The organism is Streptomyces yongxingensis (assembly GCF_055597465.1).
Window position 1 is genome coordinate 1,055,631 of record NZ_CM145717.1, and the last position, 14,128, is coordinate 1,069,758.

The window sequence follows — 14,128 nt, forward strand, 5'->3', positions numbered from 1 at the left end:
CGCGTCAGGGGTTCGGACTCACCCGGTGCCCGCCCGGGTGACGGCGGGCCCGGGCGCGGGCTACCGTCCGAGCGCCGAGGACAGCCGCGCCGCGAGCGGCTCGCCGTCGAGGAAGTCCAGCAGCTCGCCGACGGTCGGCCCGGTGGCGGGGCCGTGGCGGGTGACCGCGAAGGCGGCCGCGGCGTTGGCACCCCGTACGGCGCTGCTCAGGTCCAGCCCGTGGCCGAGGAGGGCCAGGAACGCTCCCGTATGGGCGTCGCCCGCGCCGTTGCTGTCGACCGCGGTCACCCGGCGGCCGGGGAGGTGCGCGGGCTCTCCGCCGGGCGGGACCAGCCAGCAGCCGTCCGCGTCGGCCCGCAGCAGCACCCCGGTGCGCGGGCCCAGCCGGGCGGCGAGTGCCGCCGCGGCCTCCCGGGCGTCGTCCCGGCCGGTCAGCAGCCGCCCCTCGCGCTGGTTGCAGCTGACCCAGTCGCAGCGCGCCAGAACGGGCTCCAGCACCTCCTCCGGGATCTGGTCGGCCAGCGGGCCCGGGTCGAGGAAGACCCGGGTGTGCTCCGGCAGCCGCGCCACGAGCGAGGCCAGGACCGGGCCGTTCACCGGGTAGGCGAGCCCGTATCCGGAGATCTGCACCAGGTCGCCGGGGCGCAGCGCGGCGAGCACGGCCGTCGCGTGGGCCTCGGTCAGCCGGGCCTCCGCGCCGAGGCTGGTGGCGAAGGTGCGTTCCCCACCGCCGTCGACGAAGGCCACGCAGAATCCGGTGTCCTCCTCCGTGACCGGATCCAGCGGCACCTCGATGCCTTCCCGGGCGAGGTCCGCCCGGACCCGGTCGCCGAACGGCCCGGTGCCGTGGGCGCCCGCGTACACGGCCGGCAGCCCCAGGCGGCGGGCGGCGGTGAGGACGTTGAATCCGCCGCCCGTGGTGAGGGTGGTGTCCCGGGAGATGATGTCGCCGCCGCGTTCGGGCAGTGCGGGCACCCGCATCACCAGGTCGACGATGGCGTTGCCGAGCAGGACCAGCCGACCGCCCGTGGCCTCGCCGGAGCCGCCGGGGACGGCGTCGTGGCCGCTCATGAGACCTCCCGCGCGGCCGGGGCGGGCAGCACCTGCGCTTGCGGCGGTTGCGCGGACGCCTCCTCGCGGACGGTGCCGTCGAACCGGCGCAGCAGGGCGTAGACGGCGGCCGCGAGCACCAGGGTCACCACCCATCCCAGCCCGTTGGACCCGATCCAGCTGTGGGCGAGCGGCCCGGAGAACCACACATCGGTGGCGCTGGTGCTGGCCTCGGTGAACAGCAGGCCCACCACGATGGCCGCCGCCCAGGCGATCATCGCGGCCCAGGCGACCCCGCCCCGGAACCAGTAGCGGCTGGAGCGACCGACGTCCATCAGGGCCGCGCCGTCGTAGGACCGGCGGAGTATCAGGTCGACCGCGAAGACGCCCACCCAGGCGTTGATGGGGACGGCGAGGAGGGTGAGGAAGGTGATGAACGGGCCGTAGAAGTCCTTGGCGATCAGGATGAAGTAGATCCCGCCCGCGAAGGTGACGACCACGTCCAGGCCGACGGCGAGGGTGCGCCGGACCCGTATGCCCAGGGTGATCATGGTGAGCCCGGCCGAGTAGACGGACAGGTGGTTGGAGAGCAGCAGTCCGCCGAACGCGGCGATCAGATACGGGATGGACATCCACGAGGGCAGCATCGTGTTGATCGCCGAGACGGGGTCGGAGGCGGAGGCCAGATCGGGTTCACCCGCCGCGAGGAGCGAACCCAGCGAGATCAGCACCACCAGCGGGATTCCGGCGCCGAAGGCGGAAGCGGCCACCAGCCTGCCGCCGGGAATCCGCCGGGGCAGGTAACGGGCGTAGTCGGCGCCGGTGTTGGCCCAGCCGATCCCGGTACCGGCGGCGATCATGCCGACGCCCACGACCATCGAACTCACCGGGCCGACCGGGGCGTGGAAGACCTTGCCCCAGTCCACGGTGGTGGCGAGAAAGCCGATCACGACCAGGTTGAGCAGACCGAAGACATAGCTGGCCCACCTGTTGATCCACATGATGGTGGCGTGGCCCAGGCCGCTGATCAGCAGGGTGCAGCCGATGAAGACCAGCAGGCACACCACTGTGAGGACGGTGTTCCGCCGGATGCCGAAGGCGGCGTCGAGCAGCGCCAGCAGGGCGAAGGCGGCCGTGGTGGTGTTGATGGTCTCCCAGCCGAGCCGGCTCATCCAGGTGACGAGTGTGGGCCCCGCGTTGCCACGGACCCCGAACACCGCGCGGGAGAGGGTGAGGGCGGGCGCTCCGCCCCGCTTCCCGGCGATGCTGAGGGCGCCCACCAGGGCGAAGGAGCCGAAGGACCCGAGGATGGCCACGACGGCCGCCTGCCAGATGTTCAGGCCGCGGAAGCTGACCAGCGCCGCGCCGAGCGGCAGGCCGAGGATGCTGATGTTCGCGGCGAACCAGGTCCAGAACATCTGGCTCGCGTGGCCGTGGCGCTCGGCGTCGGGAACCGGCTCGATGCCTCTGGTCTCCACGGAGCCGACGCGGTCGTTCTCTGAAGCCGCCATGGTGGTACCTGTCTTTCTGTCCGGGGGCGCTCCGGTGCGGATGTGGGGGCGGGGGGGGTGTGTCATGCGGCCATGTCGGCGCGCAGCGCGAGCAGGGCCTTGGCCAGCGGTTCCAGGTCGAGGTCGTTGACCGAGCGCACGGTGGCGAGGGCGTCGTCGGGCAGGGCGGACGCCCCGCTGACGGCACCGGCGATGGCGCCGGCGATGGCGCCGATGGTGTCGCAGTCGCCGCCGAGGTTGGCCGCCAGCAGGCAGGCCCGCCATGGCTCGCCCTCGGCGAGGGCCAGCACGGCGAAGGCGGCGGGGACCGACTCCTGGCTGGCGACGCTGGTGCCGACCAGGTCGCAGACGCGGTCCAGGGCCTGCCGCTCGGGAGTCGCGCGGACCAGGTCCACGGCCCAGCCGATGCGGGCGGCGATATCGGCTCCGGCGACCCAGTGGCCGCGCTCGGCGCCTGCCGCGGCCGCCGTGATCGCCGCGCCGATGGCGTCCTCCAGGTCGCCGCCGTCGATGCCGCGGCTCACCGCGGCCGCCACGGCGGCGGCGGAGGCGATGCCGATGGAGGTGTCATGGGTGACCTGGCACGCCTCCGCGACCCGGTCGAGGAAGGGCTCCAGGGGTGTGTCGGGGAAGGCGACGCCGACGGGGGTGATCCGCATGGCCGCGCCGTTGGTGGCACCGGACTTGCCCGCCTCCTCCGGCGGTACGCCACGGGAGACGGCCTCCAGAGCGGCCTTGGTGGAGGGGCCGAGCAGGTCGAAGGAGCCCTTGGCCTTCATGGCGCGCTCCCACTCCAGGAGCTCGTGCGCGAGCCGCAGCGGGTCGATCCGGCCGCCGGACCCGGTCAGCAGCCGGCCGACGATGACGGCCTGATCGGTGTCGTCCGTGACCGAACCGGCGGGCATTCCGGCGCTCACCGGGTTGTCCTCCGGGCCGGGTTCGAAATCGGTGACGGTGCCGAACCGGGCGACGATGGACCGCCGGGACATGATCTGGGTGGGCATACCGAGGGCGTCGCCCATCGCCAGGCCGTAGAGGGCGCCGAGCGCGCGGTCGTGCTGGTGGTTCATTCGGACTTCCTGTCAGTGCGCGGAGGCGGTACGTCGGGCGGGGGCGGGCGCGGTGCGCGGTCTCATCGGGGCTGCTTCCTCGCGGATGGGTCATTGCCGCTGCCCAGGGCGGCCTCGTCGGGGCTCTCCCCGAAGCCGAGGTGCAGCTGGAAGCGGGCGGGGTCCAGGAGGCTGGTCACCTGCTCGACGATCCGGCCGTCGGCCCCGCGGCTGACCCGGCGGGTGTTGAGCCAGACCTCTCCCACCTGGCGGCGGAGCAGGGTCGCCTCGTCGGCGGCCAATTGGCGCACGGACGCCCACTCGTCCCCGTGCGTGGCCCGGATGCCGACCGCGGCGAGGGTCTTGGTCAGCGAGCCGTCGAGGAGCCCGCCGAGCGGAATGTCGGCCAGGGCCGGGACCATCGGGACCCGGCTGCGCTCCAGCGCGACCGGGGTGCCCTCCGGCAGCACCCGCAATCGGTCGAGCGCCATGAACTCGACGCCCTCGAGGCCGAGTTCACCGGCCAGCCGGGCATCGCGCACCGCTTCCAGACGGAGCACCTCGGTGGTGACCTGGGCGCCCTGGTCGGCCAGCGCCCTGGTCCACCCCAGCCGGTTGTCCAGCAGGCCACCGTCGAAGGTGACGAACGAGCCGACGCCCGCGTGGGTGGAGATCAGCCCCTGCTTGCTGAGCTCGTCCAGCGCCTGGCGGACGGTGGCCCTGCTGACCGCGAAGCGCCGGGTGAGCGCGTGTTCGCCGGGCAGCCTGCTGCCCGGCTCCAGGGCGCCGCTGTGGATCTCGCGGGCCAGGACGCGGGCGATGCGCTGATGCTTGAGGACCTGTTTAGGCATGTCCGGACGTTAGCCATACATGTTCAGTCCTGTCTAGAGTCGCAAGCACTCGAATCGGAAACCGATCACTCTTGGTCCGGGAAGGCTGATGGCAGGGCCGGCCATGAAGGGGGGCGTGCCCTCCGCGCGGACCAGTTCGGCGTTGCGCGACCGCTCCTCCGGCGGGGTGAACTCCGGGTGGGACATCCCGTCCGGCAGCGGTCCGCTGTCGATGAACACCAGGCGGCTTTCACCGCCCAGGCCCGCCCCATGGCCATCCCGGAGACGAGCGTGCTGCTGATGCTCGCGGAGGCCGCGCGGGACCGCCGGCCCGTCGCCATCGGCTGCACCGCCTGGAAGGGGCGGCGCAGCGAACGCACCGTGCATCCGTTCCGCCACCGGCTTCCGCCCGGGCTCGCCACCGTGCGGGAAGTCCCGGCCGACCCGTCGCCGGACGCCGCCGCCTCCGGGGAGGGAGCGGAGTCCCGCGCGGAGTGACACCGGGTCGTTCCAGCACACCGGGGCCGAGCCGGTGCGACGCTCAGCCGCGGGGCCACCGCACGGCGGTGTCGGCCACGGCGGAACGCGCCCGCTCCAGGGTCTCGCTGTGCCCGAACAGGCCCGGCAGTCCGCCCGTGTGCACGAAGACCGTGCGCTGTCCGGGGCGCACCTGGCCGTCGTGGACGGCCGCGATGAGACCGGCCAGGGCACGGCCGGTGTACACGGGGTCGAGGACGATGCCTTCGGTGCGGGCCGCCGTGGTGATGGCGTCCATGACCGGTTCGGTGAGCGCGGAGTAGCCGGGCCCGACCTGGTCCAGGCGCAGCCGCAGGGAGGTGGCCGCGGGCTGTCCGGCCAGCCCCTCGACCAGGTGGCGGACGGTGTGCTCGGGATCGGCGACGGCTCCGCAGTGCACCCCCAGCACCCGCTCGGCCCCGAGGGCGTGGACGAGCCCGGCCATGGTGCCGCCCGATCCGACCGCCACCACCGCCGTGGCCAGGTCCGGGTCCTGCACCAGGAGTTCCGTCCCCGCCGCGGCATAACCCCGGGCGCCCAGCACACTGGAGCCGCCGAAGGGGATCACCGCGGGCCGGGCGCCCCGCTCGCGCAGGTCGCGGGCCACGTCCTCGACGGCCGCCGCGAGTTCCACCTCGCTCGCCTCGCCCACCCATACGACGTGGGCGCCGAAGAGACCGTCGAGCGCGATGTTGCCGGTCATGCCCTCGCTCGGCGCACCGGCGAGGACGAGGACCACGTCCATGCCCAGCCGGGCCCCGGCCGCGGCCGTCAGACGGGCGTGGTTGCTCTGGGCGGCCCCGCTGGTCACCAGCGTGGTGGCGCCCTCGGCGCGGGCGGCCCCGGCCGTCCACTCCAGCTTGCGGACCTTGTTGCCCCCGCCGCCCAGCCCGATCAGATCGTCGCGCTTGACCCACAGGTCGTCGGGCTCCAGCCCGATGGCACGGGCCAGGCGTGGCGCGGCCTCCAGCGGTGTGGGCCGGCTCATCAACTCGGCCCGCGTGATGTCCTGGCCCGGCGTGATGTCCTGACCCTGGGTGATGCCCTGATCCTGCGTGGTGTGCTGACGCTCTTCCGACACGATGGCCGCCTTCGCTGCGCTGAGGGATGTCCGGGTGGGAGCAACGGTGCGTCTCTACTCGGACGCGGGAGAGCTGGGCGCGGGTCGCCGCCGCTCGAGTTCGGCATAGCGGGCGCGCATCGCCTCGCTCGCGGCCGGACCCGCGGTGAACACGTACATCTCGCTGTCGTCGAGGCTTCGGCCGGTGCGCGCGTCCACCACGACGGGCTCGGCCTCCTCGCCGGTCCGGGCGTCGACCAGGATCATGGCGCGCTCCTCCGGCGCGAGGTGCTGATTGCCCCAGGCGGCCAGCGCGACGACCACCGGCCGCAGCGAACGAGCCTGATCCGGCTTGCCATTGCGGCACCCTCCCGAGTTACTGCTACGCGATCGCGGCCCGGCTGCGGACGGCCGGTGCGACCGTACTGGCCACCGCCCGCTCCCAACCAGAGGACGTCCCCGACGACGACTTCGTGGGCGCCGACCTGACCACACCGGAAGGCGCCGAACACATCGCGCGGGAGGCGCGGCGACGGCTGGGTGGCACGGACATCCTGGTCCATACGCTCGGCGGCTCGGCCGCGCCCGCCGGTGGCTTCGAGACGATGTCCGAGGGTCTGGCCAACCAGGTGGCACCGCTCGGTGTGCGGGTGAACACGGTGTCCCCCGGGTTCATCCGGACCAGCGCGGCCGACGCGCTCATCGACCGCATCGCCGAGCGGACCGGTGACCGGGAATCCGCCCTGGCATCGCTCATGGACTCCCTCGGCGGCATCCCCCTCGGGCGTCCCAACCGGCCCGAAGAGGTCGCCGAACTCGTCGCCTTCCTCGTCTCCGACCGGGCCTCCGCCATCGTCGGCGCCGAGCACGTCATCGACGGCGGCACCGTACCCACCCTCTGAGGACCGTCCCCTCCGAGAACCGGCCGGGACTCCCACCATCGCCCCCTGAGCCGCGTCAGACGCTCTCCACCGCGGGGCCGCCGGGCACTGCGCTCACCCGGCCGGCGCGCACCACATTGCTGAGCGGGCTCCCCGCTTCCAGGCGGTTGATGTTGGCCGCGATCTCCGTGGCCCGGGCGGCGAACGTCTCCTCCGTGTGGCCCGAGTTGTGCGGTGTCATCACCACATTGGGCAGCGCGTGGAACGGCAGACGGCTCGGCGCGTGGGGCGGCCCGGCCCACCACACATCGAGGGCGGCCCCGGCGATGGTGCCCGCCGACAGCGCCTCGTACAGCGCCTCCTCCTGCACGACCGGGCCACGGGCGACATTGACCAGGAGGGACCGCGGGCCCATCGCGGCGAGTTCGGCCGGGCCGATCAGCCCGCGGGTCGCGGGGCTCAGCGGCACGGTCACCACGACGATGTCGGAGTCCGCCAGCAGTTCCGGGAGCCGGTCCGTGCCGCCCACCCAGTCGGGGCGCAGATCGTCCGGCAGCGGTACGGACGGGTCGCGGCGCACGGCCCGTACGCCCAGGCCGACCGCCTGGCACAGCCGCCCGACCTCCCGCCCCGTCTCACCGAAGCCGATGACGCCGACACGGCGGCCCCGCAGGGTGTCCCCGAAGGGCAGCGTGTCATCGACGGCCACGTTCCGCCAGCGTCCGGCCCGCAGCTCCCGGTCGGCGGCGAGCACCCGCCGGGACAGCATCAGCACGCACATCAGGACGTGTTCGGCGATCGACGCGCCGTGGTGGAAGGTGTTCGCCACGGTCACATCCGGCCCCAACGCCTCCAGGGGGATGCCGTCGTAGCCCGCGCCGACCACGTGGACGAGGCGGAGCCGCCGGGCCCGGCGCGCATGGTCCTCGGTGAGCCGTGAGCCCACGTACACATCGACGGAGGCGATGGCGTCGGCGATCCGCGCCGCGTCCCAGTCGCAGACGTCCAGCCACTCGTGCCGGTCCTCGGTCCGCTCCCTCAGCCGCTCGCCGAACCTGCTCAGAATCCGGTGGTTGAGCATGATGCGCATCCCTCGGTCACCACCGGGGGCAGCCGTCCTGGCCATGACTACCGTCCTCATATATAGGCGCTGTCTTCATTCGTGCACGTGCCCCATGAGGCTGTCAATGATCGGGAAGCCCCGGCCAAGGGGCGTCTCACCTGCGGCTGTTGTCAGATCCCTTGACGCCCCGGCACCTCCAGTTTAGCTTCAGCGTCCACAAATGCAGACCGGGTACGTAAGTGTAGACAGCCATGTCGACTGTCGTTCTCGGGCGGCAACCCGCCAGCACCCTCGGAGATACGCCGACGATGAAGTCCTCCGTACCCTCCAGCCCGCGCCGGGAACGGGGCCGGGCCCCTACAGTTCTCGCCCTTCTCACGACCGGCACGATGCTGCTGACCAGCGCGTGCGCCGTGGCGAACAGTGACGCGGCGGGTGACGCCGGCAGCGCGGACGGCCACACCCTGCGAGTCGTCCTCACCCAGGAGCCCCCGACGCTGGAGCCCTGCGAGTCATCGCTGACCGCGACCGGTGTCGTCGTCCGCTCCAACATCACCGAGCCGCTGGTGGAACGGGACCCCACCTCGGGGAAGCTGGATCCGCTGCTGGCGACCGGCTGGCGGCAGACCAAGCCCACGACATGGGCCTTCGACATCCGCCCCGGTGTGACCTTCCAGAACGGGCAGCCGTTCACGGCGAAGGACGCCGCCTTCTCCATCGACCGCGCCGTCAACTCCGATCTCGCCTGCAACGTGGACGGCTACGTCTTCGGCGACGAGAAGCTCGACGTGCGCGCGGTCAGCCCCACCCGGCTGACCGTCACCACCGAGAAGACCGACCCCATCCTCCCGTTGCGCCTCAGTTTCGTCGAGATCGTGCCGCGCACCACCAGCACCAAGGCCAAGGTGCGGATACCGATCGGGACCGGCCCCTACGCCGTCACGTCATGGCAGACCGGTGTCTCCATCTCCCTCGCCCGCAACGAGAAGTACTGGGGGGAGGCGCCCGCCTACCCCCGGGCCCGGTACGTCTGGCGCAGCGACGCCAGCGTCCGTGCCGCGATGATCGACAAGGGCGAGGCCGACATCGCGACGGCGCTGGACCACACCAGCGCCGACAAGGGCAACACCGTGGCCTACCCCAACAACGAGACCACCGCTCTGCGTCTGGACGGCCGCGAGGCGCCGCTCAACGACATCCGGGTACGCAAGGCGATCGGCATGGCCGTCGACCGCAAGGGCATCATCGACGCGCTTCTCGGCGGACTGGCCAAGCCCGCCGCACAACTCGTCCCGCCCGGCGTGGTGGGCCACAACGACGACCTCGCCCCCGCTCCGTACAAGGTCGCCGCCGCCCGCGCGCTGGTGAAACAGGCGGCCGACGACGGCGTCCCCGTGCACCGGCGGATCACCCTCGTGGCGCGCAACGGCATGTTCGCCGGGATCTCGGAAGTGGCCGAAGCCCTGCAGTACGAGATGGCACGGGTGGGGCTGAACGTGAGGATTCGCATGGCGGACACCGCCACCCACCTTCAGTACCAACTGCGTCCGCTGCCCCGTGACGTCGGGCCGGTCGCGCTGCTGATCATGCACGGCAACCAGGCCGGGGACGCGGCGTTCACCACGAGTCAATACCTGGTGAGCGACGGCCCGCAGTCCACCTTCGGCACCAAGGAGCTCGACCGGCGCATCGCCGCGGCGGACGCGCTGTCCGGCAAGGCCCGGCAGAAGGCGTTCGCCGAGGTGCTCGGCTACCAGAACGAGACGGTCGCGCAGTACGCCTATGTGGCCCATATGCGCGGGCTGCTGGGGCTGTCGCCGAAGGTGCGGTACCGGCCGGACTCCGCCACCGGAGACGAGATGCGGCTGGCCGAGGTCGGCCCGGCGAAGGCGGGGAGGCACTGAGATGACGTCCTTCCTGCGCAAGCGCGTCATCTCCAGCGCGATCCCCCTGGTGTTCGTGGTGCTGGGCGTGTTCTGCCTGGCCCGTCTCACCGGCAACCCCGTCGATCTCTACCTCCCGCTGAGCGCCACCCCGCAGCAACGCGCGGAGTTCTCCGCCGCGCACGGCTTCGACGACTCCATTCCGGTGCAGCTGTGGGACTACCTCACCAACGCCGCGCGACTCGACTTCGGCACCTCGCTGCGCACCGGGGAGTCGGCCGGGTCGATGGTGCTCAAGGCATTCCCCGTCACGCTCCAACTCGCCGGGATGACCATGCTCCTGGCGATCCTCGGGGCGCTGCTGGTCGGAAGCCTCGCCGCCTACCGGCCCAACTCGCTCATCGACCGGATCGCCGGTCTGCTGTCGATGACGGCGGCCAGCATCCCCGACTTCTGGTTCGCGATCGTGGGGGTGCTGGTCTTCGGAGTGGGGCTGGACTGGCTGCCGACCTCCGGCACCCTGGGCGGCCCGGAGATCTGGGTGCTGCCCATCGCCACCCTGCTGATCCGCCCGTTCGGGGTGCTGGTGCAGGTGGTCCGCGGCAGCATGGTCGGCGCGCTCTCCGCGCCGTATGTGAAGGTCGCGCGCAGCAAGGGAGCCGACCCCAAGCGCGTGGTGTTCGGGCACGCCCTGCGCAACTCCATCACGCCGGTGCTGACCGTGGCCGGGGATCTCACCGTCGGTCTGGTCAACGGTGCGGTGGTGGTGGAGACGATCTTCGGCTGGCCCGGGATCGGCAAGCTCATGATCGACTCGATTCTGCAGCGCGACTTCGCGGTGTTGCAGGCCGCTGTCCTGCTCACGGCGGTGACGATCTTCGCGCTGAACATCCTCGTCGACGTCTGCCACGCCCTGATCGACCCCCGAGTGCGCCAGGCGGTGCCGGCGTGAGCGAAGGAGCCACCATGACCGACCCCGCCGAGCCCACCGCCCCCGCCGACCGGCCCTCCGGCGCGGCAGCCGTCCCGTCGCGCCCACGCCCGCCCCGCTGGTGGCTGCTGCTCGGCCGGGACCGGGCCGCGGCCGTCGCGGCCGTCATCCTCACCGGGGTGTTCCTCGTCGCGCTGTTCGGCCGGCTGTTCATCGGGGACCGAGCCGTACGGCAGGATCTGCGCGCCTCGCTGCGCCCGCCCTCCCTCGACCACGGCTTCTACGGGCTGCTCGGCACGGATGTGCTGGGGCGCAGCGTGGTGGCCCGGCTGGTGGACGCCGCCGGGACGACGCTGTCCGTCGCGGTGCCCGCGGTGCTGTGCTCGCTGCTGATCGGCTCGGCGCTGGGGTTGTGGGCCGGATACCACGGGGGCATGCGCGAGAACGTCGCGATGCGGGTCGCCGATGTCATCCTCAGCTTCCCGTCGCTGCTGATCGCGGTGGTCGTGCTGTATGTCTTCGCGCCCAGCGCGATGAACATCGTGCTGATCCTCGCCATCGCGCGCGTCCCGGTCTATCTGCGCACCGCCCGCGCGGAGGCGGCCGAGCTGAGGAGCCGTCTGTTCGTGGACGCGGCACGGACCTTCGGCACACCGAGCCGGAACATCATCTACCGGCACATTCTGCCGATCGCGCTGCCGACGCTGCTGACCGTGGCCACGCTCGACTTCTGTTTCGTCATGCTGACCGAGTCGTCCTTGAGCTTCCTCGGCATCGGCATCCAGCCGCCCGATGTGAGCTGGGGGCTGATGGTGGCGCAAGGGCGCCAGTACCTCCAGACGGCCTGGTGGATCGCCGTGCTGCCGGGTGTGGCGATCGTGCTCACCACGGTGTCGGCCACGGTGCTCGCCGCCTGGGTCCGCCTGGCCACCGACCCGGCCCAGCGCTGGCGTCTGACGTTGCCCAGGAAGCGGCGCGGCAACCGGGCCGCTGTTCCCTCGGAGATGATCGCGTGAAGTCCTCCACCCCGCCCGCGCCCGCCGGGACCGGCAGCCCCGCGCTCGAAGTCGAGGGGCTCTGTGTCGACTTGCGCACTCCCTCCGGGACCGTCCGGGCGGTGAACGGCGTCGGCTTCCAGGTGCGCAAGGGGCGCACGCTGGCGCTGCTGGGCGAGTCCGGCTGTGGGAAGTCGATGACCGCGCTGTCCGTCGTCGGTCTGCTCGACCCGACGGCCGAGGTGACGGGCGGATCCGTGAAGGTGTCCGGCACCGATGTGCTGCGGCTGGGCCAGGCGGGGCGCAGAAAGCTCGCCGGTCCCGTGCTGTCGATCGTCTTCCAGGACGCGCTGACCGCGCTCAACCCCGTACAGCCGGTCGGCAGGCAGCTCGCCGAGCCGTTCCGCATCCATCGCGGGATGTCGCGCCGCGATGCCCGGGAGAAGGCGGTCGAGCTGATGACCCGCGTCGGAATCCCCGAGCCCCGGCTGCGGGCCCGCGCGTATCCGCATCAGTTCTCCGGCGGTATGCGCCAGCGGCTGCTGATCGCGATGGCCGTCGCGCTGGACCCCGATGTGCTCATCGCCGACGAGCCCACGACCGCGCTGGATGTCACCGTGCAGGCGCAGATCATGCGGCTGCTGCGGGACCTGCAGACCGAGCGGGACATGGCGCTGGTGCTGATCACCCACGATCTGGCGGTGGTGGCCCAGCGCGCCGACGATGTCGTGGTGATGTACGCGGGCAATGTGGTGGAGACCGGACCGGTGGCGGAGGTGTTCTCCCGCCCCCGCCACCCCTACACCAAGGGGTTGCTCGACTCGGTCCCCGAACACGCCGTCAGGGGCCGTCCGTTGCCCGCCGTACCGGGGAGCCCGCCCGAGCTCAGCGCGGTCCCGTCCGGCTGTGTCTTCCAGGCCAGATGTCCGCTGGCCCAGGAGCGCTGCGCCCAGGAGCGCCCCCGTCTGATGTCCGTCGGGGCCTCGCGTTCGGCCGCCTGCCACTTCTCCGAGGAGCTCGACCGTGCCTGAGACGCCCCTCACCGACGCCACCGCCGCCGACCCGCGGGCCGATGGCTCGGCCACTCCCCCGCCGCTGCTCGAGGTCCGCGGCGTGACCAAGTCGTTCGGCCATGGCCGCCTGCGCCTGACCGCGCTCGACGGCGTCGATGTGCGGGTCGAGCGGGGGCAGACGCTCGGGCTGGTGGGCGAGTCCGGATGTGGCAAGTCGACGCTGGCCAGGGTGGTGCTCGGGCTGGAGCGGCCGGACTCGGGCACCGTGCGCTTCGACGGCACCGATCCGTTCACCCTCAAGGGCAAGGAACTGCTGGCCTGGCGACGCCGGGTGCAGATGGTGTTCCAGGACCCCTTCGCCTCGCTCAACGCCCGGATGTCCGCGGCCGACCTCATCGGCGAGCCGTGGCGCACCCACCGCGACATCGTGCCCACGGCACCGGCGCGGGAGCGACGGGTCCGTGAGCTGCTGTCCCTCGTCGGGCTGCGGGAGAGCGACGCCGACCGCTACCCGAACGAGTTCTCCGGCGGGCAGCGGCAGCGCATCGGCATCGCCCGCGCGCTGGCGCTCGACCCCGACCTCATCGTGTGCGACGAGCCCGTGTCCGCGCTGGACCTGTCGGTGCAGGCCCAAGTGCTCAACGTGCTCTCCGAGTTGCGGGAACGGCTCGGTGTCTCCTACGTCTTCATCTCCCATGACCTCTCCGTGGTCAGGCATGTCTCCGACCGGGTGACGGTGATGTACCTGGGCAAGGTCATCGAGCACGGCCCCACCGAGGACGTCTTCGACCGACCCGTGCACCCCTACACCGCCGCCCTGATGTCCGCCGCGCCCACGCTCGACGTCTCCGGGCGGGCCCAGGACGACGAGATCCAGCTGCGCGGGGAGATCCCGTCCCCGTACGACATCCCGTCGGGCTGCCGGTTCCGCACCCGCTGCTGGAAGAGCGAGGCCCGGTGCGCCGAGCTCGCCCCTCCTGTCGTGGTCCGCGACGGCACGGCGGACAGCGGGCGGGAGCCGCATGAGGGGCTGTGTCACTTCCCGCTGGGCACCGGGCCGACGGAAGCATGAGCCCGCCGGAGTTCACCCCGCTCTTCATCACGGTGGCGGTCGGGGCGCTGCTCCAGGTCTGATGTCGGGGCTGATGGGCACGGCGACCGCCATCGGGGGGCCGCCGATGGCCATGGTCTGGCAGCGCCTGAGCGGACCGCGGCGGCGCGCCGCGATGAGCGGGTTCTTCCTGGCCGGTTCGGTGATGAGTCTGGCCACCCTGGCGGCGACGGGGGCGGTGCACACGACCGTGCTGGTGGTCCGGCAATTCGTCTGAACCGGGCGGCACTTTTCC

Annotated in this window: 14 protein-coding genes and 1 pseudogene; 8 read left to right on the forward strand and 7 right to left on the reverse strand. The window is 72.2% G+C overall.

Annotated elements, in window-relative coordinates; translation table 11 throughout:
* Window positions 1-60: 60 nt before the first annotated feature.
* The 4 genes from ACZ6TD_RS04805 to ACZ6TD_RS04820 all read right to left on the reverse strand — a co-directional run bounded on the left by ACZ6TD_RS04805 (window position 61) and on the right by ACZ6TD_RS04820 (window position 4,461).
* A complete protein-coding gene (locus ACZ6TD_RS04805; RefSeq protein ID WP_471350983.1) occupies window positions 61-1,071 on the reverse strand; it encodes a PfkB family carbohydrate kinase in 1,011 nt (336 codons plus the stop codon).
* Entirely contained in the window at window positions 1,068-2,561 is a 1,494-nt protein-coding gene (locus tag ACZ6TD_RS04810) for a purine-cytosine permease family protein (RefSeq protein WP_471350985.1), read from the reverse strand. The genes ACZ6TD_RS04805 and ACZ6TD_RS04810 overlap by 4 nt, the downstream gene beginning before the upstream one ends.
* Before the next feature lie 62 nt (window positions 2,562-2,623).
* Window positions 2,624-3,631 carry an ADP-ribosylglycohydrolase family protein gene (locus tag ACZ6TD_RS04815; protein WP_471350987.1) on the reverse strand — a complete coding sequence of 336 codons (1,008 nt, stop codon included), beginning with the start codon at window positions 3,629-3,631 and terminating at the stop codon, window positions 2,624-2,626.
* A 62-nt stretch (window positions 3,632-3,693) separates the two neighbouring features.
* Window positions 3,694-4,461, reverse strand: a complete 768-nt coding sequence (locus ACZ6TD_RS04820; protein ID WP_471350991.1) for a GntR family transcriptional regulator — start codon at window positions 4,459-4,461, stop codon at window positions 3,694-3,696.
* Window positions 4,462-4,638: 177 nt separating this feature from the next.
* Between ACZ6TD_RS04820 and ACZ6TD_RS04825 the strand changes: the two genes are divergently transcribed.
* Window positions 4,639-4,938, forward strand: a complete 300-nt coding sequence (locus ACZ6TD_RS04825) for a hypothetical protein (protein ID WP_471350994.1) — start codon at window positions 4,639-4,641, stop codon at window positions 4,936-4,938.
* 43 nt (window positions 4,939-4,981) lie between these two features.
* Here the strand turns inward: ACZ6TD_RS04825 and ACZ6TD_RS04830 are convergent, their stop codons facing one another.
* Window positions 4,982-6,037 carry a D-cysteine desulfhydrase family protein gene (locus tag ACZ6TD_RS04830; protein ID WP_471350997.1) on the reverse strand — a complete coding sequence of 352 codons (1,056 nt, stop codon included), beginning with the start codon at window positions 6,035-6,037 and terminating at the stop codon, window positions 4,982-4,984.
* A 54-nt stretch (window positions 6,038-6,091) separates the two neighbouring features.
* Window positions 6,092-6,364: pseudogene (locus tag ACZ6TD_RS04835) on the reverse strand (winged helix-turn-helix transcriptional regulator); the annotation flags it as partial.
* 41 nt (window positions 6,365-6,405) lie between these two features.
* Here ACZ6TD_RS04835 and ACZ6TD_RS04840 point away from each other — a divergent pair.
* Window positions 6,406-6,918, forward strand: coding sequence for an SDR family oxidoreductase (locus ACZ6TD_RS04840; protein ID WP_471358841.1), 513 nt, complete (start codon window positions 6,406-6,408; stop codon window positions 6,916-6,918).
* Between the two features lie 55 nt (window positions 6,919-6,973).
* On the opposite strand, the gene ACZ6TD_RS04845 is transcribed toward ACZ6TD_RS04840, so the two are convergent.
* On the reverse strand, window positions 6,974-8,023 hold the full coding sequence (locus tag ACZ6TD_RS04845; RefSeq protein WP_471351000.1) for a 2-hydroxyacid dehydrogenase: 1,050 nt from the start codon (window positions 8,021-8,023) through the stop codon (window positions 6,974-6,976).
* Window positions 8,024-8,349: 326 nt separating this feature from the next.
* Between ACZ6TD_RS04845 and ACZ6TD_RS04850 the strand changes: the two genes are divergently transcribed.
* From ACZ6TD_RS04850 to ACZ6TD_RS04875, 6 genes are all read left to right on the forward strand, one after another.
* Complete coding sequence (locus ACZ6TD_RS04850; protein WP_471351003.1) at window positions 8,350-9,864, forward strand: ABC transporter substrate-binding protein; 1,515 nt, start codon at window positions 8,350-8,352, stop codon at window positions 9,862-9,864.
* Between the two features lies 1 nt (window position 9,865).
* Window positions 9,866-10,795: an ABC transporter permease gene (locus ACZ6TD_RS04855; protein WP_256652188.1), complete on the forward strand. Its 930-nt coding sequence runs from the start codon at window positions 9,866-9,868 to the stop codon at window positions 10,793-10,795.
* Between the two features lie 14 nt (window positions 10,796-10,809).
* The gene (locus tag ACZ6TD_RS04860; protein WP_471351006.1) at window positions 10,810-11,790 is read left to right on the forward strand and encodes an ABC transporter permease; all 981 of its coding nucleotides are present in this window, start codon (window positions 10,810-10,812) and stop codon (window positions 11,788-11,790) included.
* Window positions 11,787-12,800, forward strand: a complete 1,014-nt coding sequence (locus ACZ6TD_RS04865; protein ID WP_471351008.1) for an ABC transporter ATP-binding protein — start codon at window positions 11,787-11,789, stop codon at window positions 12,798-12,800. Before ACZ6TD_RS04860 ends, ACZ6TD_RS04865 begins: the two co-directional genes overlap by 4 nt.
* On the forward strand, window positions 12,793-13,854 hold the full coding sequence (locus ACZ6TD_RS04870) for an ABC transporter ATP-binding protein (protein ID WP_471351010.1): 1,062 nt from the start codon (window positions 12,793-12,795) through the stop codon (window positions 13,852-13,854). Before ACZ6TD_RS04865 ends, ACZ6TD_RS04870 begins: the two co-directional genes overlap by 8 nt.
* Window positions 13,855-13,927: 73 nt before the next feature.
* The gene (locus ACZ6TD_RS04875) at window positions 13,928-14,110 is read left to right on the forward strand and encodes a hypothetical protein (protein WP_471351012.1); all 183 of its coding nucleotides are present in this window, start codon (window positions 13,928-13,930) and stop codon (window positions 14,108-14,110) included.
* Window positions 14,111-14,128 lie beyond the last annotated feature (18 nt).